The following is a 23,376-nucleotide window of genomic DNA, read 5'->3' as shown; positions in this document are numbered from 1 at the left end:
CAGAAGAAAGTCGTTACCGATTCCGGTAACGGCTTTTTTATTAAGTTTTATATAAATCAATTAACTTATACTAAAGTCGAAAACCAAATTAACTTGCAGCTTCATGGTTGAATTTATTAGAATAAGGGAAAGCATTAATGAGGTGAAAATTATGGAGCCAGGAAAATATAAAATAGAAGATGTTGAAAAAGAGACCGCCTTTTTGAAAGCCATAGATGGATCGAACATACAGCAGACTTTTCCTGTCGCCAAATTTGAACACAATATTACAGTGGGCGATGTTGTAGAAATTTGGGAGGAAGGCGCAAGATGGAGGACTAAGTATCTTGAGGAGGAAACCAAATCTGCTTCAAGTCATACAAAAGACTTTTTGAATCGAATATTCGAGCAAGAATAACTACAGCAAATACCTCGGGAGATTTTACTCTCGAGGTATTTTTTAAAAACTCGCTTTTTCGGTACATAGTATTTGAAATTAACAAAATGGTTGGTATATAATTAAGTCAAATATAGTCAAAGTCAACTTTTGACGTATTATGTATCGAAGAGGTGAAAGCGATGCGGAATATTTCAGATGTGATTGAAGGTTATTTGAAGCAGGTTATCGAATTAAGCGAGAGGGACCATATTGAAATCAAACGGAATGAAGTAGCTGAGAAATTTCAATGTGTACCATCTCAAATAAATTACGTCATCAATACAAGATTTACGCTTGATCGGGGATATTTAGTGGAGAGTAAGCGTGGCGGAGGCGGGTATATTCGGATCAAAAAGGTTCGTTTAAACAAGAAGTCAGATGTGATTTCAGAAGTTATTGAACGACTGGAACAAGGGGCTACTCAGAGTATGGCAGAGGATATCGTTTTTCGTTTATTGGATGAAGAAATAATATCCAAACGAGAAGCTAAGCTGATTTTAAGCGCCATTGACCGTTCGACACTTTTACTTCCACTGCCGGTACGGGATGAAGTGAGGGCAAGAATTTTAATCGCAATGCTCTTCACGATAAAGTATCAGTCGAACACTTAAGGGGTGATAAAATGATATGCGATAAATGCGGGGAACGCCCTGCAGCAGTCATAGTAAAGAAAAATCAGAATGGACAAGTGTTTGAACGGCACTTATGCCATGTTTGTGCAGCTGAAAATCACAGCTTGAATATCGCTTTTGAACAGGATCCGTTGGCTATTCATCAATTATTGTCAAATTGGTTTCCAAACCACCAAGCATCGGTAAGTCCGGTGAAAAAAGAAGAGACAGTTTGTGATACCTGTGGCTTTTCTTTTAATAAATTTTTGAATCTCGGAAAGTTTGGCTGTGCAAATTGTTATGATACCTTCAGCCCTCAGTTAGATGAAGTTTTTAAGCGGCTTCATAATGGGAATACAGAGCATAGAGGTAAGATTCCAGCTTCATATGGAAGTACCTTAAAAATAAGAAAAGAAATTGAAGAGCTCCGCAAACAGATGCAAACAGCGATCGAAGAAGAACGCTTTGAAGAAGCGGCAAGATTGCGTGATGAAGTAAAAGAGCTGAATACACAGCTTGAAGGAGGTGCTTCTGATGGCAATTGACCGGTTTTTACAACATAAAGCGAGCAGTTGGATGACCAATACCGGAGAAAATACCGATATTGCGATGAGTACACGAATAAGGCTGGCTCGTAATTTAAATGACTTTCGTTTTCCATATGCTTTTTCTGAAGACGAAGCATTGAAAGTTGATAAGGCAATTTCTTCAGTTCTACTGGACCAGGGGAGCGACGTGAACCAGAATTTTACTCATATCGATATCCAGAACATTCCACAGCTGCAGAGGGAAGTTTTAGTGGAGAAACATTTAATCAGTCCTAATCTGGCAAGAGGTCAACATCCCGGTTCCGTGCTGCTCTCAGAAAATGAAGAATTAAGCATTATGATTAATGAGGAAGATCATTTGAGAATTCAAAGCCTGCAGTCAGGTTTTCACCTCCAGGAAGCATACCAGGCTGCCAACCAACTGGATTCCCTGTTGGAAAAGCATCTGTCATATGCTTTTCATGAAAAATACGGGTATATGACCAGCTGCCCGACCAATACAGGAACGGGGATGAGAGCATCCGTCATGCTTCATTTGCCGGCGCTTACCATGTCTCATCAAATTACACGGATCATTCCGGCAATCTCCCGAATCGGTATGGTGGTGAGAGGAATATATGGAGAAGGCAGTGAAGCTCTTGGAAATGTCTACCAAGTGTCAAACCAGCTGACGCTCGGCAAGTCGGAGTACGATATTTTGCGGGAGCTGCAAAATATCACGGAACAAATTATTGAGCAGGAAAGAAGAGCGCGGGACATCCTGTTGAGCAATTCTCCCATGATGCTGGAAGACCGCATTTACCGCTCTCTTGGTATTTTGACGTATTCACGCTTATTGTCCACGGAAGAAGCGGCGAAATGTTTGTCTGATGTCCGATTGGGTATTGATTTGAAAATGATTGAAGATATTGATATGTCGATTTTGAATGAGCTGATGATTTTCATGCAGCCGGCTTTTCTGCAACAATATTCTCAGAAACCATTGCAGCCGAATGAACGTGATTTTGCCCGCGCGAAACTTTTCCGCGAGCGGTTGAAAGAGGAAAAAGCAAACAGTGAAGGAGAGGATTTTAGATGATGTTTAATCGATTTACACAACGCGCCCAAAAAGTTCTTCAATTGGCACAGGAAGAAGCCATTCGAATGAAGCATGAATCTATTGGAACAGAGCATATTTTGCTTGGGTTAATTCGCGAAGGCGGCGGGATTGCAGCTAAATCCCTTGAAGCGATTGAAGTGAACACACAGTTGATCGAAGAAGGTGTAAAAGAGTTGGTCGGTGTCGGTGAAAAAGATGTCGGTCCGATTGTCCACTATACACCAAGAGCAAAAAAAGTGATTGAGTTGTCAGTGGATGAATCACGTAAATTGGGTCATTCCTATATTGGAACAGAGCATCTACTGCTTGCGTTGATCCGTGAAGGGGAAGGCGTCGCAGCACGCGTTCTAGGGAATGCAGGCGTCAGCCTGAACAAAGCGCGCCAACAAGTGCTTCAGCTTCTTGGCAGCAATGAGCAGGCATCGACTGGAACAAGCCCGAATGCATCCGCTAATACGCCAACTTTAGACGGCTTGGCCCGTGACTTGACTCAAGTGGCTCGTGATGGCGGATTGGATCCTGTCATCGGCAGAAGCGACGAAATTACACGTGTGATTGAAGTGTTGAGCCGCAGAACGAAAAACAACCCAGTATTGATCGGAGAGCCGGGTGTCGGTAAAACGGCGATTGCAGAAGGTCTTGCTCAACAAATTGTAAATAATGAAATTCCGGAAACCCTGCGTGACAAGCGTGTCATGGTATTGGATATGGGGACAGTAGTTGCCGGAACGAAGTATCGTGGGGAATTTGAGGACCGCTTGAAAAAAGTGATGGATGAAATTCGCCAGGCAGGAAACGTCATTCTGTTTATCGACGAACTTCATACGTTGATCGGTGCTGGTGGAGCTGAAGGCGCCATCGATGCTTCCAATATACTGAAACCATCGTTGGCACGCGGTGAATTGCAATGTATCGGTGCTACTACATTGGATGAGTACCGCAAATATATCGAGAAAGACGCAGCGCTGGAACGGCGTTTCCAACCGATCCAAGTTGATGAGCCAACTGTTGAGGAATCCATTTTGATCATCAAAGGTCTGCGTGATCGCTATGAAGCACACCACCGTGTGAAAATTACGGACGAAGCCATCGAAGCGGCAGCGAAAATGTCGGACCGCTACATTTCGGACCGTTTCCTGCCGGATAAAGCGATCGATTTGATCGATGAGGCAGGCTCGAAGGTAAGGTTGCGCTCATACACAACTCCACCGGATTTAAAAGAGCTGGAAGCAAAACTGGAAGCTGCACGTTCTGAGAAAAATGAAGCAGTGCAAAGCCAGGAGTTTGAAAAAGCAGCGTCATTGCGCGATGCTGAGCAGAAATTGAAAGATCAATTGGAAAAAACGAAGAAAGAATGGAAAGAGAAACAAGGCAAGGAAGAGTCGGAAGTGACGGTTGAAGACATTGCAAAGGTCGTATCCATGTGGACAAGCATTCCAGTGTCGAAATTGGCTCAAACCGAATCCGATAAATTGCTGAACCTGGAAAGCATTCTGCACAGCCGCGTAATCGGGCAGGATGAGGCAGTTACCTCTATTTCCAAAGCGATCCGCCGAGCCCGTGCAGGCTTGAAAGATCCGAAGCGCCCGATTGGTTCCTTTATCTTCTTAGGGCCGACTGGTGTTGGTAAAACAGAACTGGCTCGTGCGCTGGCAGAGTCCATGTTTGGTGATGAAGATGCAATGATCCGAATCGATATGTCTGAATACATGGAAAGACATTCGACTTCCCGTCTGGTGGGATCGCCTCCAGGTTATGTGGGCTATGAAGAAGGCGGTCAGTTGACAGAGAAAGTCCGCAGAAAGCCTTACTCGGTTGTGCTGTTGGACGAAATTGAGAAAGCGCATCCGGATGTTTTCAATATCCTCCTGCAAGTGTTGGAAGATGGCCGTTTGACGGATTCAAAAGGACGCCGTGTCGATTTCCGCAATACGGTGATTATCATGACTTCCAACGTAGGGGCAGAGGAACTGAAGTACAATAAATACGTTGGATTCAACTTGGAAGACGCCAGAACAGACTACAAAGATATGAAGAACAAAATGCTGGCTGAGTTGAAGAAAGCGTTCCGCCCAGAGTTTTTGAACCGTATTGATGACATGATTGTGTTCCATTCTCTTGAAAGAGAAAACCTGCGGGAAATTGTCAACTTAATGACGAAGCAGCTGACAGAGCGCTTGAAAGAACAAAACATTGATTTGGAACTGACAGATGCAGCGCTTGAAAAAGTTGCAAAAGAAGGATATGATCCGGAATACGGGGCACGTCCGTTACGTCGTGCACTTCAAAAGCACGTGGAAGACCGTTTATCGGAAGAAGTGTTGAAAGGCACAGCGCTTGCCGGCCAACGCATCACATTTGATGTGGAAGACGACGAGTTCGTGGTTCGCACGAAAGAAACAGTGAAAAATCAGTAAGCGAGGACTTTCCGCTCGCCGGATTTCCGGTGAGCGGTTTTTTTATTGTAGAAGGAGGTACCATGGCTAAGAAAAAAACAAAATTTATGTGCCAGTCGTGTGGATATGAATCGGCAAAGTGGATGGGAAAATGTCCAGGTTGCGGTGAGTGGAATAAGATGGTGGAGGAAGTGGAGGTAGCCGCCCCAAAAGGGACACGGGGGGCATTTCAGCATTCCGCCTCTGTCGCACAGAAAGCGACTCCCATCAATGCCATTGAGACAAAGCAAGAACCCCGAGTGGAAACAAAGCTCGGAGAATTGAACCGTGTATTGGGAGGCGGGATCGTTCCTGGCTCACTCGTTTTGATCGGCGGAGACCCGGGAATCGGAAAGTCTACACTCTTGCTGCAAGTTTCAGCGATGCTTGCGAACAGCGGAAGCCGGGTTCTGTATATTTCAGGAGAAGAGTCAATCCGTCAGACCAAACTGCGGGCAGAGCGATTGGCTGCTTCTTCTCCGGAATTGTTCATATACGCGGAGACCAACCTGGAATTAATCCATCATACGATTGAGGATGTAGCTCCTGATTTTGTTATCGTCGATTCGATTCAGACGGTCCACCACCCCGAAGTTACTTCAGCTCCAGGCAGTGTAACGCAAGTGCGGGAAAGTACAGCGGAGTTGATGAGAATCGCCAAAACAAAAAACATCGCGATCTTTCTTGTTGGACACGTAACAAAAGAAGGGCAAATTGCCGGACCGCGTATTTTGGAACACATGGTGGATACCGTACTGTATTTTGAAGGTGAACGTCACCATACGTACCGGATCTTAAGGAGTGTTAAAAACCGCTTCGGTTCAACCAATGAAATCGCCATTTTTGAAATGCTGCAAAGCGGGTTGAAAGAAGTGCTGAATCCGTCTGAGCTGTTTTTGCAGGAGCGTTCAAGTGGAGCGGCAGGTTCGACGGTTGTCGCCTCAATGGAAGGGACGCGTCCGATTCTGGTGGAAATTCAGGCTTTGGTGACACCTTCGAGTTTCAATTATCCGAAACGGATGGCTACAGGCATTGACCAGAACCGGGTTTCGCTGTTAATGGCAGTATTGGAGAAACGAGTAGGAATGCTGCTGCAGGCACAGGACGCCTATATAAAAGTGGCAGGTGGTGTCAAGCTTGATGAGCCGGCGATCGATTTGGCGGTACTGGCGAGCATCGTGTCGAGTTATCGTGACATTGCGCCGAATGTATATGACTGCATCATCGGTGAAGTGGGATTAACCGGCGAGATTCGGCGGGTCTCAAGGATTGAACAACGCGTACAAGAAGCAGCGAAACTCGGATTTAAACGAGCGATTGTGCCAGCTTCCAATCTGGGGGGCTGGGATTATCCGGAAGGAATCCGGGTCGTCGGTGTTGAAAATGTGAGCGACGCATTAAAAGAAATTTTTCCACAATGAGGAGGCGTTTTGCCTCCTCTTTTGTTTATATAAATTATAGTGACTTCAACTTGTATAGATGCCTTTAGTGTCATCTAAGCGTTTCTCAGGTGAAAAGTGTATAATTAAATTGAGGAGGTGGGACTATGTTAAAAAGGATTATTCAAATTTTGTTTTTGCTGGTCGGTGCTACTGTCGGAATTATACTTATACCTAATGTGTTTGGACTTATTTCTTTTCTCGACAATCCCTGGATTAATAATCCTTATGTGGCAGCTCTTGTCGGCGCACTTATTTTCTTATTATTGTCTTTTTTGTTCGCCGATTTGTTAGTGAATTTCATGAAATGGATGGAAGAAAAGCTGCTTCATGCTCCGACACTGGACTTATTATTTGGTACAATCGGATTGATTATTGGATTGGTCGTGGCATTTCTTATCGGATTTGCGTTAAGCACCATTGATATTCCTCTTGTGGCGACGGCGGCACCTATTGTTTTATCTGTTGTACTCGGTTATTTGGGGTTCCAGGTAGGATTCCAAAAAAGGGAAGAGCTGTTGGCCATGCTGACGCCTGCAAAAGCAGCAGCGTCGAAAAAACCTGAACTGGTGGATCCTGTCGAAAAGGCGTCCTATAAATTACTGGACACGAGCGTCATCATCGATGGACGCATTGCCGATATTTCCGCTACCGGTTTTATGGAAGGCACTTTCGTCGTTCCACAATTCGTTTTGTCTGAACTCCAGCACATCGCGGATTCATCGGATACATTGAAACGAACACGGGGACGCAGGGGGCTTGATATTTTAAAGCGTCTCCAAAGCGAGCGCCTGGATGCCATTATGATTACCGAAGAAAGCTTTGATGAAGTAAGTGAAGTCGATTTGAAATTAATGCGTGCTGCCAAAAAAATGGGCGGCCAGGTGGTGACCAACGACTTTAACTTGAACAAAGTGTGCGAACTTCATAATGTGCCTGTTTTGAACATCAACGATCTGGCCAATGCCGTAAAACCAGTGGTCATTCCGGGAGAGGACATGCACGTGGTGGTGATCAAAGACGGCAAGGAACAAAATCAGGGGGTTGCTTACCTGGATGATGGAACGATGATTGTCATTGAAGACGGCAAAGGGTTTATTGGTGAAGCAATTGACGTTACGGTGACCAGTGTATTGCAGACTTCTGCCGGCCGGATGATTTTCGCAAAACCCCGGGACGGCAAACAGGCTTTGAAGAATGGATAAAGGATGTCAGTGAATGAATTATACAGTTGTGTTGCCCGCTGCCGGAAGCGGCAAAAGGATGAAAGCGGATAAGAATAAGTTGCTGCTTGAACTCTTCGGTAAGCCGATTTTTGTTTATACGCTGGAAGTGTTTCAGCAAGACCCCAGCTGCGAAGCGATTTGGCTGGCGGTAAAAGAAGAAGAGCGATCTATGATTGAACAGAATGTGAAGAAGTATGGCCTCACGAAAGTGCAGGGATATGCCACGGGGGGAGCGGAGAGGCAAGACAGTGTAAGAGCCTGCCTCGAATCCATCCCTCCCTGTGATGTTGTACTGGTCCACGACGCCGCGAGGCCATTTATCGAACCGCTCGTCATTTCCCGGTTGGCAGCAGAAGCGCATGCTATGGGAGCGGCAATTGCAGGAGTTCCAGTCAAGGATACGATTAAAAAAGCCGACAATGGAATCATCATGGAAACGGTCGATCGGGACCAGTTGTGGATGATTCAGACGCCTCAGGCATTCACTTATGAGCTGATCACTCATGCAGCCCAAAGTGCATTTGAAGATGGCTTTCTCGGAACAGACGAAGCGATGCTGGTGGAACGGCTTGGCCAACCGGTGCAAATAGTTGAGAGCACGTATGAAAATGTTAAAATGACGACGCCGGATGACCTGGTTTACGGAAAAGCTATTTTGGAAAGTCGCAGACAGGAGGACCAAAGATGATTCGAATTGGACAAGGATATGACGTACATCAACTGGCGGAAGGGCGACCTTTCATTTTAGGAGGGGTGGAAATCGAGCACGACCGCGGATTGCTCGGACATTCGGATGCTGATGTCCTGTTGCATACGATCACCGATGCAGCGCTCGGAGCGATTGGCGGAGGAGACATCGGCAAGCATTTCCCCGACACCGACCCTGAATTTAAAGATGCTGATTCCCGCAAATTATTGACCCATATCTGGCAATATGTTAAAGAACAGGGCTATGAACTGGGGAATGTCGATTGTACAGTGATTGCCCAGAAACCAAAGCTTGCTCCATACATTGAACAGATGCGCCAATCGATTGCTGAGTTGCTGGAAGCGGATGTTTCGCAGGTCAATGTAAAAGCCACCACTTCAGAGAAGCTGGGGTTTACAGGACGGGAAGAAGGGATTGCAGCGTTGGCCGTAATTTTATTGACGTCACGCCCGCTTTCACTGGACGTTCCGGAATGATAGAATAACAGAAGGATTAACGTAATTTTAGGAGGAAATCAAATGACACAAGAAGTACGCGTACGTTACGCACCGAGTCCGACTGGGCATTTACATATCGGCGGTGCCCGCACAGCCCTTTTCAATTATTTATACGCACGCCACAACGATGGCAAATTCATCGTCCGTATTGAAGACACGGATACGGGCCGCAATATCGAAGCTGGAGAATTGTCCCAACTGGATAATTTGAAATGGTTGGGTCTGGAGTATGACGAATCAGTGGATATCGGCGGTGAATACGGGCCGTATCGTCAGATGGAGCGGCTGGAAATTTATCAGGCCTACGCAGCTGAAATGCTGGATAAAGGAAGTGCCTATAAATGTTTCTGTACACCTGAGAAGTTGGAAGCCGAGCGTGAAGCACAACGCGAAGCGGGCATTGCTGCCCCTCAATACAGCGGGACTTGCCGCAATCTATCAGCTGCTGAAGTAGCTGAAAAAGAAGAGGCAGGAATGCCTTTTACCATTCGAATGAAAGTGCCGGCTGACGTTACGTATAAGTTCGATGACCTGGTGCGCGGCCCGATTTCTTTTGAATCGAAAGATGTGGGAGATTGGGTGTTGATGAAAACAACCGGCATTCCGACGTATAATTTCGCAGTAGTCATTGACGATCATTTGATGAAAATTTCCCATGTATTCCGCGGGGAAGAGCATTTGTCCAATACGCCAAGGCAGCAAATGGTGTTTGATGCATTCGGGTGGGAATACCCTACCTATGGTCATATGACACTGATTATTAATGAAGAACGGAAAAAATTATCAAAACGTGATGAGTCAATTTTGCAGTTCATCTCTCAATACAAGGAACTTGGCTATATTCCGGAAGCCCTGTTCAATTTCTTTGCGCTTCTTGGCTGGTCTCCTGAAGGAGAGGAAGAGATCTTCTCGAAAGAGGAACTTATCCGTATCTTTGATGTAGAGCGTCTGTCAAAATCTCCTTCCATGTTCGATAAACAAAAATTGACGTGGATGAACAACCAATACATCAAGCAAAAGCCGCTTGAAGAAGTGGTGGAGCTATGTTTGCCCCATTTGAAAAAAGCCGGGAAGCTGCCGGACACTCTGTCAGAAAAACAGGCGGATTGGGCGGAAAAGCTGGTTGCCCTTTATCATGATCAATTGAGCTTCGGAGCAGAAATCAATGAGCTTTCCGAATTGTTCTTTGTTGACGAACTAACATATGGAGACGCTGAGAAAGAAGTGCTGGCCGGAGAACAGGTTCCTGAAGTGATGGCAGCCTTCAAGGAACAGTTGGAGTCACTTGAAGCATTTGAACCAGCGGAAATCAAAGCCGCGATCAAAGCTGTTCAAAAATCGACTGGCCACAAAGGGAAAAATCTATTCATGCCGATCCGTGTAGTCACAACAGGGCAGACGCATGGCCCGGAATTGCCGGATGCTATTTCTTTATTGGGCAAAGAAAAGACCATTGCCCGTGTCGCACAGTACGCAAGTGCGTAAAATTGACTTCTCCATTGAAACGTGTACAATGAACTTACTATTATTCAAATCATTGACGAGAAGAAGTACAGACAGCATGCTCTAAAGAGAGGGTCATCACCGGCTGAAAGTGATCCGAGCCCCTGTTGTTTGGAAATGCCTCTCTGAGTGCTGAGTCGAATCGAGTAGACCAGACGTAGGCCTGCGTTAAAGGCGTTGGAGAGAGAAAGGCCAGTACCATGTCCTTTCTAATCAGAGTGGAACCGCGCATGTAAGCGTCTCTGTCATTAAGTTGACAGGGGCGCTTTTTAATTTGCAGAAAAAAGGAGTTGTGTAATGTGTGGAAATTTTTGAAAGACGATGTTGACGTCGTTTTCGAACAAGACCCGGCTGCGCGAAATTATTTAGAAGTGATTTTGACATATTCAGGTTTGCACGCCATCTGGCTGCACCGTTTGGCACATTTCTTTTTTACAAAGAAGCTGTTTTTTATCGCTCGTGTCATATCGCAAATCAGCCGCTTTTTAACAGGAATTGAAATTCATCCGGGTGCTGTGATCGGCCGCCGTTTCTTCATTGATCACGGAATGGGTGTTGTAATTGGAGAAACCTGTGAAATCGGTAATAATGTCACGCTTTACCAAGGCGTGACCCTCGGGGGAACGGGTAAAGAAAAAGGAAAGCGTCATCCTACACTGGAAGACAATGTGCTGGTCGCGACAGGAGCGAAAATTCTCGGCTCAATTGTAGTCGGCGTCAATTCAAAAGTAGGGGCAGGGTCTGTTGTATTGAAAGATGTGCCGGCTAATTCGACGGTTGTCGGCATACCCGGAAAAGTCGTCATTCAGGACGGCGTGAAAGTAAAACGGGATCTGAACCACCAGAATATGCCGGATCCGGTGATGGATAAATGCGATGCAATGGAAGCGAAAATTGCTTCGCTGCAGCGGGAAATCGAATTACTGAAAAAAGCTAAGCAGGAAGAAGGGAACACGGAATGAGTATTCAGATCTTCAATTCATTATCGCGTCAAAAAGAAGAGTTTGTTCCATTGGAAAAAGGAAAAGTGAAGATGTATGTATGCGGACCGACAGTCTATAATTACATCCATATTGGCAATGCCAGACCGGTCATCGTCTATGATACAGTACGCCGTTACTTGAGTTACCGCGGCTATGACGTTACGTATGTGTCTAACTTTACTGACGTTGACGATAAATTGATCAATGCGGCACGGGAACTGGGAGAAGAAGTGCCGCAAATAGCCGAACGCTTTATCAAAGCTTATTTTGATAATACGAAAGCGCTGGGTTGCGCCGAAGCGGATGCTCATCCACGTGTTATGGAGCATATGCCCCAGATTATTGAATTCATCGAAGCGCTGATTGATAAAGAGTATGCCTATGAATCGCAAGGTGATGTCTATTACCGTACGCGTAAATTCGACGGGTACGGCAAACTATCCCACCAGTCGGTTGATGAACTGAAGAGTGGGGCCCGTGTGGAGATGGGCGATAAAAAAGAGGATCCTTTGGACTTTGTACTGTGGAAAGCAGCCAAGCCAGGGGAAATTTCCTGGGACAGCCCATGGGGAGCAGGCCGCCCGGGGTGGCATATTGAATGCTCCGTCATGGCGCGTGAGCATTTGGGTGACACCATCGATATCCATGCCGGTGGCCAGGATCTTACTTTCCCCCATCATGAAAACGAAATTGCGCAATCGGAAGCAATGACTGGAAAACCATTCGCACGTTACTGGATGCATAATGGCTATATTAATATTGATAACGAAAAAATGTCGAAGTCCTTGAATAACTTTGTTCTCGTTAATGACATTTTAAAAGAGCTGGACCCGCAAGTGCTGCGGTTTTTCATGTTATCCGTCCATTACCGGAATCCGATCAATTATTCGCAGGAGCTGGTGGAAGATGCCATCGCGGGCCTTGAACGTTGGCGGACAGCTTACAACAATGTAAAGCATCGCCTGAGTGTTACAGCCGATCTGGGCGACCAGACGGATATCTGGCAGTCAAAAGTCGACGAAATCAAACAAGCCTTTATCGAAACGATGGATGATGATTTCAATACAGCAAATGGTATTTCCAAGCTATTCGATTTGTCGCGTCTGTCCAATCAGTACCTGGCGGAAAAACAGACGTCAAAACAGGTGCTGGAATCCTTTATCCAGACATTTGAAGAGCTGGCGGGCGTTTTGGGCTTGCCATTTCAGCAGGAAGAAGAGCTGCTGGACGCAGAAATCGAAGCCTTGCTGGAAGAGCGGATCGAGGCACGGAAAAACCGCAATTTCGCCAGAGCGGATGAAATCCGGGATTTAATGAAAGAGAAAAACATCCTTTTGGAAGACACAGCGCAAGGCACTCGCTGGAAGAGGGGGTAATGAAGTGGATGTGTTGCGAAACAATGATGTGGACCAGCTGAATGCGCTGGCACTGGCTTATATGGGCGATGCTGTTTTTGAGCAGGCAGTTCGTGAACATCTGCTGCGTTCCGGAAGGGTAAAGCCCAATACGCTGCATCGGCAATCGACAGCTTTTGTTTCTGCCAAAGCCCAGGCCATGGTGTTGAAGCGATTGACTGAAGAAGGGTTTTTGACAGAAGCGGAATTGGCTGTCATGAGAAGAGGGCGCAATGCCAAGTCGGGAACGGTGCCGAAAAATACAGACGTGCAGACCTATAACTTCAGTACCGCATTTGAAGCGGTACTGGGCTGGCTGTACCTGAAGAAACAACAAGATCGGCTTCAGGAAATGGTATCTTACGCCATTGAAATTGTCGAAGAGCTGAGAGGAGTGATCAAATGACTGAAGACATGTCCCCCGAAATCATCGGCGGCAAAAATCCGGTACTTGAAGCATTGCGGGCCGACCGTGACGTCAATAAGATATGGATTGCAGAAGGCGTACAGAAAAAAGGCCTAACAGAATTGCTGCAACTGGCAAAAGAAAAAGGAGTTCTTGTGCAGTTCGTGCCGAAAAAAAAGATAGACGGCTTGACGGACTCAAATCACCAGGGAATTGCTGCTGCAGTTGCTGCCTATAATTATGCCGAACTTGAGGATCTGTTTGAAATTGCTGCTTCCCGATCTGAAGACCCGTTCTTTCTCATTCTGGATGAGTTGGAAGATCCTCATAATCTTGGTTCGATCATGAGGACGGCAGACGCAGTGGGAGCCCACGGGTTGATTATCCCTAAGCGACGCGCTGTGGGACTGACAGCAGTGGTGGCTAAATCTTCCACCGGTGCCATTGAGCATATACCGGTTGTGCGGGTGAACAACTTATCCCAAACCGTGGACGAGTTGAAAAAGCGTGGCGTCTGGATCGCAGGTACAGACGCAAAAGAGTCGGTGGATTACCGGAAAATGGATGCCACTCTTCCGCTAACGGTAATCATCGGCAGCGAAGGACGAGGAATGAGCCGAATTTTACGGGACAAATGTGATTTCCTTTACCAATTGCCGATGATTGGGCATGTGACATCGCTGAATGCCTCTGTAGCAGCAAGCCTGCTCATGTACGAAGTTTATAGAAAGCGCCATCCAATCGGTTGAGCATATGAACATTCTGCTTGTGGACGGCTATAACATCATCGGTGACTGGCCGGAGTTAAAGAAATTAAAAGAGGACAAGCTGGCAGATGCGAGAGATCGCTTGATCGAATTGATGGCTGAGTACCGGAGTTACAAAGGGTGGCGTGTCATTATTGTTTTCGATGCGCATTTTGTTCCCGGCATCGAAGCGAAAAATGTCCAGCATGAAGTAGAAGTTATTTTTACACGGGAAAACGAATCGGCGGATGAGCAGATTGAGAAGTTAGCGATCAGTTTAAAGAACCGCCGTGATCAAGTGTATGTGGCAACGTCTGATATGACCGAGCAGTGGGTGATTTTCGGTAAAGGAGCGCTGCGGATTTCTGCCCGGGAACTGCAAATTGAAATGGAAGAAATCCAAAAGAAAATCTCTTTGAAAGTGAAGGAAATACAGGAGCAGCAGGCATTTTCCAAAATACATTTATCCGTAGAAGTGGCAGAAATTTTTGAAAAATGGCGCCGCGGGCAGAAATGACAGGTTGACGCTCAAATTTTTCTTCCTGTATACTGAATCTATCGAGGCTCGCGCAACCGGAGGGATACCCGTGGGAAATCATGAGCAAGTTCAACCGCAACCATTTACAGCCATGACAGATGAAGAACTTGTCGATCTAGTCCACAGCGGAAATTCCGAAGCATTGGACTTTTTAATCACAAAGTTTCGGCATTTTGTCCGCATGAAAGCCCGTTCTTATTTTTTGATTGGCGCAGATAAAGAGGACATTATCCAAGAAGGCATGATCGGTTTGTACAAAGCAATCCGGGATTTTCGAAGCGACAAACTGTCTTCCTTCAAGGCGTTTGCAGAATTGTGTATTATTCGTCAAATTATCACGGCGATCAAAACAGCTACCCGGCAAAAGCATATTCCTTTGAATTCCTATGTATCGTTGGACAAACCCATTTACGATGAAGAATCCGACCGGACTTTAATGGATGTACTGACCGGAAATGGTGTGGACGATCCGGAAGAGCTGATTATCAATAACGAAGAATTTTTGTATATGGAAGAGAAAATGGGCGAAGTATTAAGTGAGCTTGAGCGTGAAGTATTGACGCTGTATTTGGATGGGCAGTCTTACCAGGAAATCTCCGAGAAACTTGAACGCCACGTCAAATCAATCGATAACGCACTTCAGCGAGTAAAGCGAAAGTTGGAGCGGCACCTTCAGGCAGATGAAACGAGGACGTCCTGAGCTGAGTTGACAGTCAACAAGTAAGGTGATAACCTTGAAAAAGCTTCAAACTCGAATAAGGTGAAAAAATGGCTAAAAAAATCGTTTTGAGCTGCTCGAAATGTGCATCACGCAATTATGCGGTTCCGTCTAAAGCGGAGTCAGGCACTCGTTTGGTTCTCAAAAAGTTCTGTGCCTATTGCAATGAGCATACCGAGCATAAACAGACAGTATGAATTTCAGGGATATACCAGACGATATAAAGTGATATTGAAATTCGGAGGTTAGTAATACCATGGGTAACATTGGCGCTTTCTTTAACAACGTCATGTCGGAAATGAGAAAAGTCAGCTGGCCGAGACGCAAAGAATTGACGAAGTATACAGTTGTCGTTCTTTCGACGGTAATTTTTATGGCTCTCTTCTTCGCAGTGGTCGACATAGGCATTTCAGAATTATTCCGCTGGTTCATCGCATTTTAATGGCAGCAAACAAGAATAACGCATAAAAAATAGCCCGTCATTCTACGCGAACGGGTTTTTTCATTTGGAGAAAAAGGAGGGATGGACGCTTAGTCCGCACGAATATGGAGAAAAATTGGTATGTGGTCCATACGTATTCCGGTTATGAGAACAAAGTGAAAGCCAACCTGGAAAAGCGTGTTGAAACAATGGGCATGCAGGATAAGATCTTCCGCGTCATTATTCCGGAAGAACAGGAAACGGATTTTAAAGACGGCAAAAAGCGTACAGTCATGCGCAAGACTTTCCCCGGCTATGTGCTGGTGGAGCTGATTATGACGGATGAGTCCTGGTATGTAGTCCGCAATACGCCGGGTGTTACCGGATTTATTGGTTCATCAGGCGGAGGGGCAAAGCCAACGCCATTGCTGGATGAAGAAGTTGATTTTATTCTGAAGCAGATGGGTATGACAGAACGCAAAGTGGACATTGATTTTGCTGTCAGCGACGTAGTCGAAGTGACGGATGGCCCGTTTGCCAGCTTCCAGGGCAAAGTGGAAGAGATTGATGATACGAAAGGGAAAGTTAAGGTTTCCATTGATATCTTTGGCAGAGAGACAAAAATGGAGCTTGATTTCGAGCAGGTCCAAAAAATATAAAAGCTGCTTGCTATTCCTTTTCATAAGTGGTATTATTTCATAGGTCAGACTGTCATAGGACGCTCTGTACAATTTAGCTAATTCTATCAACAAAGTTGACAGACTAGATATTGAGTGGGAGGGGAAACCCTATTACCACATCACGGACTTAAGGAGGTGTGTTTCGTGGCTAAAAAAGTAATTAAAGTTGTAAAATTGCAGATTCCTGCAGCAAAAGCTAATCCAGCGCCACCGGTTGGTCCAGCATTGGGTCAAGCAGGTGTTAACATCATGGGCTTCTGTAAAGAGTTCAACGCACGTACTGCTGAACAAGCAGGACTGATCATTCCGGTTGAGATTTCAGTATTTGAAGACCGTTCATTCACATTCATTACGAAAACTCCACCAGCTGCCGTTCTTTTGAAAAAAGCAGCAGGTATTGAATCAGGTTCAGGCGAACCGAACCGCAATAAAGTAGCGACTGTGAAACGCGATCAAGTTCGCGAAATCGCAGAAACTAAAATGCCGGATCTAAATGCCGCTTCAGTAGAAGCTGCAATGATGATGGTTGAAGGTACTGCTCGCAGCATGGGCATTACAATCGAAGACTAATTACAGCAGTTGTTTTTGGATGGGTTGCGTGCGTTCGTAATGGACCACGCAGCCTTTAATCGTGGGAGGTTCATTCCGCTATACCACAACAAGGAGGACGTTTTAAAATGGCTAAATCAGGCAAAAAACTGCAAGAAGCAGCAAAGTTAGTTGACCGTACAAAATTGTACAGCGCAACAGAAGCAATCGAACTTGCGAAAAAAACAAGCGTAGTCAACTTCGACGCAACAGTAGAAGTGGCTTTCCGTTTGGGGATCGATACGCGTAAGAACGACCAGCAGATCCGCGGAGCAGTTGTGCTTCCGAATGGTACTGGTAAATCGCAAAGTGTATTGGTATTCGCAAAAGGCGATAAATTGAAAGAAGCAGAAGCAGCTGGCGCAGATTACGTTGGCGATGCTGAATATATCCAAAAAATCCAACAGGGATGGTTTGACTTCGATGTAATCGTGGCAACTCCTGACATGATGGGTGAAGTTGGTAAGCTTGGACGCGTTTTGGGACCAAAAGGCTTGATGCCGAACCCGAAAACAGGCACAGTTACATTTGATGTAACAAAAGCTGTTCAAGAAATCAAAGCCGGTAAAGTAGAATACCGTGCTGACAAAACAGGTATCATCCATGCACCGATCGGTAAAGTATCTTTTGACGATCAGAAGCTTGCTGAAAACCTGGAAGCAATCTACGATGTAGTCCAAAAAGCGAAGCCTTCAGCCGCCAAAGGGACTTACGTTAAATCGTTGAATGTTACAACTACGATGGGACCTGCTGTAAAAGTGGATCCAAGCAAAGTAGCTGTAAAATAATTATTGACATATCATTTTCTTTTCGCTATAATAGCGAAGTTGGAAATATATATATTTGTACCGCAGACAGCAGGGGCGCCAGCCGCTTAATTTATCCCTGCCGAGGACATGATGAATTCAGAGAACATCTTTTATGATGCTGATTTTATGCCTCTGTGTCTGTTAAAGGCCAGAGGCTTTTCTTGTGCCCGGGGACGGTACGAATGAAAATTTTATAGGAGGTGCCAAAATGGGAAAAGCAATTGAAACGAAAAAAGTCGTTGTACAGACAATCGCTGATAAGTTCGAAGCTTCAGCTTCTGTTGTAGTTGTGGATTATCGCGGATTGAACGTTGCTCAATTGACAGAACTTCGTAAACAGCTTCGGGAAGCAGGCGTTGAATTCAAAGTTTACAAGAACTCAATGACTCGCCGTGCGACTGAAATGCATGGTCTTGAAGCGATCAACGAACACTTTACAGGTCCAAACGCGATTGCATTCTCAAACGAGGATGTAGTAGCACCGGCGAGAATCATCAATGATTTCGCTAAAGCAAACGAAGCGCTTGAAATCAAAGCGGGGGTTATCGAAGGTGCGGTTGCATCTGCTGATCAAATGAAAGCTTTGGCAGAACTTCCATCACGCGATGGCTTGCTGTCTATGCTTCTCAGCGTACTACAAGCTCCAGTCCGCAACTTTGCTGCTATTACAAAAGCAGTTGCAGATCAAAAGGAAGAACAAGGCGCTTAATAAGTTAGCCGGCTAAGCAACACAAAAAAATTAACCATCCAATAGGAGGAAAATATAATGACTAACGAACAAATCTTAGACGCAATCAAAGAAATGACAATTCTTGAACTTAACGACCTAGTAAAAGCAATTGAAGACGAGTTCGGCGTAACTGCTGCTGCTCCAGTTGCTGCAGCTGCTGCAGGCGGCGCTGCTGAAGAAGAACAAACTGAATTTGATGTAGTCCTAGCTTCTGCTGGTGACCAAAAAATCAAAGTCATCAAAGCAGTACGCGAAGTTACAGGCCTTGGCTTGAAAGAAGCGAAAGCTCTTGTTGACGAAGCTCCAAAAGCTCTTAAAGAAGGCGCTTCTAAAGAAGAAGCTGAAGAAATCAAAGGCAAACTTGAAGAAGTTGGCGCATCAGTAGAAGTTAAGTAATTTTATGAACAAGACAGAAAGCTCGTCAGTATCCACCGACGAGCTTTTTCTTCTTTTCAAATGAAGTTAGTGAAGGCAGTTCATATCTGCAAGGAGGGCTCCGTATGTCACAGCATTATTATTCCAAAAATCCTCAAACAAAAAGCAATCCTCAAGAATGGACATACACGTTGCGGGGGGAGCAGTTCCGGTTCCAGACGGATGCTGGTGTATTCAGCAAAGGGGAAGTGGATTTCGGTTCCCGCTTATTGATCGAAGCTTTTAGAGAATCGGGAGTGGACGGCCCAATGTTAGATGTAGGGTGTGGTTACGGACCGATTGGAATGGCAATTGCAAAGGAATTTCCCCAAACAGAAATTCATATGGTGGACGTTAACTCGCGGGCACTGGAATTGGCAAAAAAAAATACGGAAAAAAATGGCGTGACGAACGTGTCTATATATGAGAGTGATGGCTTGGCTTCTGTAAAAGAAACCGGCTTTTCGTCCATTTTGACAAACCCACCGATACGGGCAGGAAAAGAGACCATTTTTCGTTTTTATGAAGAAGCATACCAAAAGTTAACGGATGGCGGTTCTTTGTGGGTGGTCATCCAGAAAAAGCAGGGAGCACCTTCCACGCAAGCGAAATTAGAAGAACTTTTCGGGGAAGTTCGCGTAGCGGACAAGAAGAAAGGGTACTTTATTTTTGAAGCGAGAAAAGTTTGACTTGACAAAACGGCTATGATATTATAATAAAATGCAAAATTTATTATTTTGAGGTCGTTTGCCCTTTTTGGGCATGGCATAACGACAGTTTTAATCACGGGTTAACCGAAAATGAGCTAATTTTTAGTCTCGTTTTCTTTTTGTCTTTTCGATATCATACACTATTTTGTGGAAATCGCAAAGACCTATAATCGTTTTATTGAGGGGTGAATAAGTTGGCAGGTCAACTAGTTCAGTACGGTCAACATCGTCAACGCAGGAGTTTTTCGAGAATCAGTGAAGTACTTGATCTCCCGAACCTGATTGAAATTCAATCAGCTTCTTATGAGTGGTTCCTTGAAGAGGGGCTGCGCGAAATGTTTCGGGACATCTCGCCGATTGAAGATTTCACAGGGAATCTTTCACTCGAATTTGTTGATTACAGTCTCGCGGAACCAAAGTATCCAGTAGATGAATCGAAGGAACGGGACGTCACATACGCTGCACCGCTTCGCGTGAAAGTACGTCTCCATAACAAAGAAACAGACGAAGTGAAAGAACAGGACGTCTTCATGGGTGATTTCCCACTGATGACCGAAACTGGAACGTTCGTCATCAATGGCGCTGAACGTGTCATCGTTTCTCAGTTGGTTCGTTCGCCAAGTGTTTATTTCCATGACAAAACAGATAAAAACGGTAAAAAAGGTTTCGGAGCTACTGTCATCCCGAACCGTGGAGCATGGCTAGAATATGAAACAGACGCCAAAGACGTCGTCTATGTCCGAATTGATCGTACACGGAAATTGCCGGTAACGGTTTTGTTGCGCGCATTAGGATTCGGTTCTGACCAGGAAATCATCGACTTGCTTGGTGATAACGAATATCTTCAAAACACCCTTGAAAAAGATAATACCGAAAGCACTGAAAAAGCGCTTCTTGAAATTTATGAACGTCTGCGCCCCGGAGAGCCACCGACAGTCGAAAGTGCGAAAAGTTTGTTGTACTCTCGATTCTTCGACCCGAAACGCTATGATTTGGCGAATGTCGGCCGCTATAAGATGAACAAAAAACTTCATATCAAAAACCGCTTGTTCAACCAGACCATCGCTGAGACATTGGTGGATCCGGAAACGGGCGAAATTTTGGTGGAGGCAGGAACTGTCATCGACCGTCGTGTCCTGGATCGGCTGATTCCGAATCTGGAAAGCGGCGTCGGATTCCATACCGTTTCTCAAGCAGGCGGTGTTCTTGACGAAGATGTCACATTGCAATCAGTCAAAATTTATGCGCCGAATGACGAAAATCAAAAAGAAATCAAAGTCATCAGCAATGCTTATATAGAAGATAAGATTAAGCATGTAACATCTGCAGACATCATTTCTTCCATCAGTTATTTCTTTAACCTGTTGTATGGAGTCGGAAACACAGATGATATCGATCACTTGGGTAATCGCCGTCTTCGTTCAGTAGGCGAGCTGCTGCAAAACCAATTCCGTATCGGCCTTTCCCGTATGGAGCGTGTGGTGCGTGAGCGGATGTCAATCAATGACACGCAAGCAATTGTGCCGCAGCAATTGATCAATATCCGTCCGGTTATTGCATCGATCAAAGAGTTTTTCGGCAGCTCCCAGCTTTCCCAGTTTATGGACCAAACAAACCCATTGGCTGAATTGACGCACAAACGTCGTCTGTCAGCGCTTGGACCTGGTGGTTTGACGCGTGAACGCGCTGGTTTCGAAGTGCGTGACGTTCACTATTCTCACTATGGCCGGATGTGTCCGATTGAAACGCCTGAGGGACCGAACATCGGATTGATCAATACACTCTCCACTTTTGCGAAAGTGAATAAGTTCGGTTTCATTGAAACACCATATCGCCGTGTGGACCATGAAACAGGAATTGTAACGCCTCAGATTGATTATCTGACGGCAGATGAAGAAGATAACTACGTAGTGGCTCAGGCCAATGCGAAGTTGGCGGATGACGGCTCATTCGTGGAAGAGGAAGTTGTAGCGCGTTTCCGCGGGGAAAACACCTTGTTCAAACGGGATCGCATCGATTACATGGATGTATCTCCGAAGCAAGTAGTATCTGTGGCAACTGCGTGTATCCCGTTCCTTGAAAACGATGACTCCAACCGGGCGCTTATGGGCGCCAACATGCAACGGCAAGCAGTTCCACTCTTAAACCCGGAAGCTCCTTTTGTCGGAACAGGAATGGAACATCTTGCAGCCCGTGATTCAGGAGCTGCAGTGACTGCCAAAAACGAAGGAATCGTTGAATATGTAGAAGCGAAAGAAATTCGTGTTCGCCGTGTCGAAGTTGTTGATGGCAACGAAGTAAAAGGCGACTTGGATACTTACAAACTGCAGAAGTTTATCCGTTCCAACCAAGGAACAAGCTACAATCAACGCCCGATTGTAAAAGTTGGAGACCGCGTTTCCAAGCGGGACATCTTAGCTGACGGCCCTTCAATGGAGCGCGGTGAAATGGCATTGGGCCGGAACGTCCTGGTGGCATTTATGACATGGGACGGCTTCAACTACGAGGATGCCATCATCATGAGCGAACGGTTAGTGAAAGATGATGTGTATACATCTGTTCATATTGAAGAGTACGAATCCGATTCACGTGACACCAAGCTCGGGCCGGAGGAAATTACACGCGATATTCCAAACGTCGGAGAAGATGCTTTGCGCAACTTGGATGACCGCGGCATTATCCGTGTCGGAGCTGAAGTGAAAGACGGAGATATTCTGGTGGGGAAAGTTACTCCTAAAGGTGTGACGGAACTTACTGCTGAAGAACGCCTCTTACACGCTATTTTCGGAGAAAAAGCGCGTGAAGTGCGTGATACTTCGTTGCGGGTGCCTCACGGTGCTGGCGGTATTGTGCTGGACGTTAAAATCTTCAACCGTGAAGATGGCGACGAATTGCCACCGGGTGTAAACCAGTTGGTTCGTGCATATATCGTTCAGAAGCGGAAAATCTCTGTCGGCGATAAAATGGCTGGTCGTCACGGAAACAAAGGTGTTATCTCAAGAATTCTGCCTGAAGAAGATATGCCATTCATGCCAGACGGCACACCGGTCGACATTATGTTGAACCCACTGGGTGTACCATCCCGTATGAATATCGGTCAGGTACTTGAGCTGCACCTTGGAATGGCTTCCCGTTCCCTCGGAATCCATATGGCTTCCTCTGTATTTGATGGAGCAAATGAAGAAGACGTGTTGGAAACGATGGAAGAGTCGGGCATGCCGCGCGACGGTAAGACGGTTCTATATGATGGCCGCTCGGGTGAAGCATTCGACAACCGCGTTTCTGTAGGGATCATGTATATGATCAAACTTGCACACATGGTTGATGATAAACTTCATGCCCGTTCAACTGGACCTTACTCCCTCGTTACGCAGCAGCCTCTTGGAGGGAAAGCGCAGTTCGGTGGTCAGCGTTTTGGTGAAATGGAAGTTTGGGCACTTGAAGCATACGGTGCTGCTCATACGCTTCAGGAAATCCTGACGGTTAAATCGGATGACGTAGTTGGACGAGTAAAAACTTACGAAGCAATTGTAAAAGGCGAAAGCGTACCGGAACCAAGTGTGCCGGAGTCGTTTAAAGTGTTGATAAAAGAGCTTCAAAGTTTGGGTATGGATGTTAAAATGCTGACAATTGACGATGAAGAAATTGAATTGCGGGACTTGGACGATGAAGAAGATCTGCAACCGGCAGATTCATTGAATATTTTACCGATCGCAGATAAAGAAGCACCTGTTAGTACAATTGAGTAATAGAT

The 23,376-nt window shown here is 45.6% G+C and carries 25 protein-coding genes and 2 other annotated features; all 25 genes read left to right on the top strand.

Features of this window, described 5'->3' with window-relative positions:
* The first annotated feature begins 151 nt into the window (after nt 1-151).
* The 25 genes from EEX84_RS13730 to rpoB all read left to right on the top strand — a co-directional run bounded on the left by EEX84_RS13730 (nt 152) and on the right by rpoB (nt 23,371).
* Nucleotides 152-397 carry a hypothetical protein gene (locus EEX84_RS13730; protein ID WP_123166223.1) on the top strand — a complete coding sequence of 82 codons (246 nt, stop codon included), beginning with the start codon at nt 152-154 and terminating at the stop codon, nt 395-397.
* Nucleotides 398-558: 161 nt separating this feature from the next.
* The gene (locus tag EEX84_RS13725; protein ID WP_123166222.1) at nt 559-1,029 is read left to right on the top strand and encodes a CtsR family transcriptional regulator; all 471 of its coding nucleotides are present in this window, start codon (nt 559-561) and stop codon (nt 1,027-1,029) included.
* A gap of 11 nt (nt 1,030-1,040) precedes the next feature.
* Nucleotides 1,041-1,574, top strand: coding sequence for a UvrB/UvrC motif-containing protein (locus EEX84_RS13720; protein ID WP_123166221.1), 534 nt, complete (start codon nt 1,041-1,043; stop codon nt 1,572-1,574).
* Nucleotides 1,564-2,655: a protein-arginine kinase McsB gene (locus EEX84_RS13715; RefSeq protein WP_123166220.1), complete on the top strand. Its 1,092-nt coding sequence runs from the start codon at nt 1,564-1,566 to the stop codon at nt 2,653-2,655. The genes EEX84_RS13720 and EEX84_RS13715 overlap by 11 nt, the downstream gene beginning before the upstream one ends.
* A complete protein-coding gene (gene clpC, locus EEX84_RS13710; RefSeq protein ID WP_123166219.1) occupies nt 2,652-5,093 on the top strand; it encodes an ATP-dependent protease ATP-binding subunit ClpC in 2,442 nt (813 codons plus the stop codon). The genes EEX84_RS13715 and clpC overlap by 4 nt, the downstream gene beginning before the upstream one ends.
* A gap of 62 nt (nt 5,094-5,155) precedes the next feature.
* On the top strand, nt 5,156-6,532 hold the full coding sequence (gene radA, locus EEX84_RS13705; RefSeq protein ID WP_123166218.1) for a DNA repair protein RadA: 1,377 nt from the start codon (nt 5,156-5,158) through the stop codon (nt 6,530-6,532).
* Between the two features lie 125 nt (nt 6,533-6,657).
* A complete protein-coding gene (locus EEX84_RS13700; protein WP_123166217.1) occupies nt 6,658-7,755 on the top strand; it encodes a PIN/TRAM domain-containing protein in 1,098 nt (365 codons plus the stop codon).
* A 13-nt stretch (nt 7,756-7,768) separates the two neighbouring features.
* A complete protein-coding gene (gene ispD / locus EEX84_RS13695; protein WP_123166216.1) occupies nt 7,769-8,464 on the top strand; it encodes a 2-C-methyl-D-erythritol 4-phosphate cytidylyltransferase in 696 nt (231 codons plus the stop codon).
* Entirely contained in the window at nt 8,461-8,961 is a 501-nt protein-coding gene (gene ispF, locus EEX84_RS13690) for a 2-C-methyl-D-erythritol 2,4-cyclodiphosphate synthase (protein WP_123166215.1), read from the top strand. Before ispD ends, ispF begins: the two co-directional genes overlap by 4 nt.
* 42 nt (nt 8,962-9,003) lie before the next feature.
* Complete coding sequence (gene gltX, locus EEX84_RS13685) at nt 9,004-10,467, top strand: glutamate--tRNA ligase (RefSeq protein ID WP_123166214.1); 1,464 nt, start codon at nt 9,004-9,006, stop codon at nt 10,465-10,467.
* A 43-nt stretch (nt 10,468-10,510) separates the two neighbouring features.
* Nucleotides 10,511-10,732: a binding site (T-box leader), on the top strand.
* 52 nt (nt 10,733-10,784) lie between these two features.
* A complete protein-coding gene (gene cysE, locus EEX84_RS13680; protein WP_123166213.1) occupies nt 10,785-11,447 on the top strand; it encodes a serine O-acetyltransferase in 663 nt (220 codons plus the stop codon).
* The gene (gene cysS, locus EEX84_RS13675; RefSeq protein WP_123166212.1) at nt 11,444-12,844 is read left to right on the top strand and encodes a cysteine--tRNA ligase; all 1,401 of its coding nucleotides are present in this window, start codon (nt 11,444-11,446) and stop codon (nt 12,842-12,844) included. The genes cysE and cysS overlap by 4 nt, the downstream gene beginning before the upstream one ends.
* 4 nt (nt 12,845-12,848) lie before the next feature.
* Entirely contained in the window at nt 12,849-13,268 is a 420-nt protein-coding gene (locus EEX84_RS13670; RefSeq protein ID WP_123166211.1) for a Mini-ribonuclease 3, read from the top strand.
* Nucleotides 13,265-14,017, top strand: a complete 753-nt coding sequence (rlmB, locus tag EEX84_RS13665; RefSeq protein ID WP_123166210.1) for a 23S rRNA (guanosine(2251)-2'-O)-methyltransferase RlmB — start codon at nt 13,265-13,267, stop codon at nt 14,015-14,017. The genes EEX84_RS13670 and rlmB overlap by 4 nt, the downstream gene beginning before the upstream one ends.
* 4 nt (nt 14,018-14,021) lie before the next feature.
* The gene (locus EEX84_RS13660; protein ID WP_123166209.1) at nt 14,022-14,531 is read left to right on the top strand and encodes an NYN domain-containing protein; all 510 of its coding nucleotides are present in this window, start codon (nt 14,022-14,024) and stop codon (nt 14,529-14,531) included.
* 112 nt (nt 14,532-14,643) lie between these two features.
* Complete coding sequence (gene sigH, locus EEX84_RS13655; protein WP_240033995.1) at nt 14,644-15,252, top strand: RNA polymerase sporulation sigma factor SigH; 609 nt, start codon at nt 14,644-14,646, stop codon at nt 15,250-15,252.
* A gap of 68 nt (nt 15,253-15,320) precedes the next feature.
* Complete coding sequence (gene rpmG, locus EEX84_RS13650) at nt 15,321-15,467, top strand: 50S ribosomal protein L33 (protein WP_123166207.1); 147 nt, start codon at nt 15,321-15,323, stop codon at nt 15,465-15,467.
* A gap of 59 nt (nt 15,468-15,526) precedes the next feature.
* Nucleotides 15,527-15,712, top strand: coding sequence for a preprotein translocase subunit SecE (gene secE, locus EEX84_RS13645; protein WP_123166206.1), 186 nt, complete (start codon nt 15,527-15,529; stop codon nt 15,710-15,712).
* A 104-nt stretch (nt 15,713-15,816) separates the two neighbouring features.
* Nucleotides 15,817-16,350, top strand: a complete 534-nt coding sequence (nusG, locus tag EEX84_RS13640; RefSeq protein ID WP_123166205.1) for a transcription termination/antitermination protein NusG — start codon at nt 15,817-15,819, stop codon at nt 16,348-16,350.
* A 165-nt stretch (nt 16,351-16,515) separates the two neighbouring features.
* Nucleotides 16,516-16,941: a 50S ribosomal protein L11 gene (gene rplK / locus EEX84_RS13635; RefSeq protein WP_148039027.1), complete on the top strand. Its 426-nt coding sequence runs from the start codon at nt 16,516-16,518 to the stop codon at nt 16,939-16,941.
* A gap of 107 nt (nt 16,942-17,048) precedes the next feature.
* Nucleotides 17,049-17,747 carry a 50S ribosomal protein L1 gene (gene rplA / locus EEX84_RS13630; protein ID WP_123166203.1) on the top strand — a complete coding sequence of 233 codons (699 nt, stop codon included), beginning with the start codon at nt 17,049-17,051 and terminating at the stop codon, nt 17,745-17,747.
* A gap of 42 nt (nt 17,748-17,789) precedes the next feature.
* Nucleotides 17,790-17,939, top strand: a sequence feature (ribosomal protein L10 leader region).
* A 37-nt stretch (nt 17,940-17,976) separates the two neighbouring features.
* Nucleotides 17,977-18,477 carry a 50S ribosomal protein L10 gene (gene rplJ, locus EEX84_RS13625; RefSeq protein WP_123166202.1) on the top strand — a complete coding sequence of 167 codons (501 nt, stop codon included), beginning with the start codon at nt 17,977-17,979 and terminating at the stop codon, nt 18,475-18,477.
* Nucleotides 18,478-18,534: 57 nt separating this feature from the next.
* Complete coding sequence (rplL, locus tag EEX84_RS13620; RefSeq protein ID WP_123166201.1) at nt 18,535-18,894, top strand: 50S ribosomal protein L7/L12; 360 nt, start codon at nt 18,535-18,537, stop codon at nt 18,892-18,894.
* A 104-nt stretch (nt 18,895-18,998) separates the two neighbouring features.
* A complete protein-coding gene (locus EEX84_RS13615; RefSeq protein WP_123166200.1) occupies nt 18,999-19,601 on the top strand; it encodes a class I SAM-dependent methyltransferase in 603 nt (200 codons plus the stop codon).
* Between the two features lie 215 nt (nt 19,602-19,816).
* Nucleotides 19,817-23,371 carry a DNA-directed RNA polymerase subunit beta gene (gene rpoB, locus EEX84_RS13610; RefSeq protein WP_123166199.1) on the top strand — a complete coding sequence of 1,185 codons (3,555 nt, stop codon included), beginning with the start codon at nt 19,817-19,819 and terminating at the stop codon, nt 23,369-23,371.
* Nucleotides 23,372-23,376 lie beyond the last annotated feature (5 nt).

This window comes from Planococcus salinus (assembly GCF_003719725.1).
In the GTDB taxonomy this organism is placed as follows: Bacteria; Bacillota; Bacilli; order Bacillales_A; family Planococcaceae; genus Planococcus; species Planococcus salinus.
The sequence above is the reverse complement of the archived record's forward strand: the minus strand, read 5'-3'. Positions and strand labels throughout refer to the sequence as shown.

Excerpts from the sequence above, each read along its gene's own strand:
- rplL (WP_123166201.1), top strand. The coding sequence starts at position 18,535 with ATGACTAACGAACAAATCTTAGACGCAATCAAAGAAATGACAATTCTT.
- EEX84_RS13660 (WP_123166209.1), top strand. The coding sequence starts at position 14,022 with ATGAACATTCTGCTTGTGGACGGCTATAACATCATCGGTGACTGGCCG.
- rlmB (WP_123166210.1), top strand. The coding sequence starts at position 13,265 with ATGACTGAAGACATGTCCCCCGAAATCATCGGCGGCAAAAATCCGGTA.
- EEX84_RS13720 (WP_123166221.1), top strand. The coding sequence starts at position 1,041 with ATGATATGCGATAAATGCGGGGAACGCCCTGCAGCAGTCATAGTAAAG.
- EEX84_RS13615 (WP_123166200.1), top strand. The coding sequence starts at position 18,999 with ATGTCACAGCATTATTATTCCAAAAATCCTCAAACAAAAAGCAATCCT.
- rplJ (WP_123166202.1), top strand. The coding sequence starts at position 17,977 with ATGGGAAAAGCAATTGAAACGAAAAAAGTCGTTGTACAGACAATCGCT.
- ispF (WP_123166215.1), top strand. The coding sequence starts at position 8,461 with ATGATTCGAATTGGACAAGGATATGACGTACATCAACTGGCGGAAGGG.
- sigH (WP_240033995.1), top strand. The coding sequence starts at position 14,644 with ATGACAGATGAAGAACTTGTCGATCTAGTCCACAGCGGAAATTCCGAA.
- EEX84_RS13715 (WP_123166220.1), top strand. The coding sequence starts at position 1,564 with ATGGCAATTGACCGGTTTTTACAACATAAAGCGAGCAGTTGGATGACC.
- cysS (WP_123166212.1), top strand. The coding sequence starts at position 11,444 with ATGAGTATTCAGATCTTCAATTCATTATCGCGTCAAAAAGAAGAGTTT.
- EEX84_RS13725 (WP_123166222.1), top strand. The coding sequence starts at position 559 with ATGCGGAATATTTCAGATGTGATTGAAGGTTATTTGAAGCAGGTTATC.
- secE (WP_123166206.1), top strand. The coding sequence starts at position 15,527 with ATGGGTAACATTGGCGCTTTCTTTAACAACGTCATGTCGGAAATGAGA.
- nusG (WP_123166205.1), top strand. The coding sequence starts at position 15,817 with ATGGAGAAAAATTGGTATGTGGTCCATACGTATTCCGGTTATGAGAAC.
- rpmG (WP_123166207.1), top strand. The coding sequence starts at position 15,321 with ATGGCTAAAAAAATCGTTTTGAGCTGCTCGAAATGTGCATCACGCAAT.
- clpC (WP_123166219.1), top strand. The coding sequence starts at position 2,652 with ATGATGTTTAATCGATTTACACAACGCGCCCAAAAAGTTCTTCAATTG.
- EEX84_RS13700 (WP_123166217.1), top strand. The coding sequence starts at position 6,658 with ATGTTAAAAAGGATTATTCAAATTTTGTTTTTGCTGGTCGGTGCTACT.
- gltX (WP_123166214.1), top strand. The coding sequence starts at position 9,004 with ATGACACAAGAAGTACGCGTACGTTACGCACCGAGTCCGACTGGGCAT.
- EEX84_RS13730 (WP_123166223.1), top strand. The coding sequence starts at position 152 with ATGGAGCCAGGAAAATATAAAATAGAAGATGTTGAAAAAGAGACCGCC.
- rplA (WP_123166203.1), top strand. The coding sequence starts at position 17,049 with ATGGCTAAATCAGGCAAAAAACTGCAAGAAGCAGCAAAGTTAGTTGAC.
- radA (WP_123166218.1), top strand. The coding sequence starts at position 5,156 with ATGGCTAAGAAAAAAACAAAATTTATGTGCCAGTCGTGTGGATATGAA.
- ispD (WP_123166216.1), top strand. The coding sequence starts at position 7,769 with ATGAATTATACAGTTGTGTTGCCCGCTGCCGGAAGCGGCAAAAGGATG.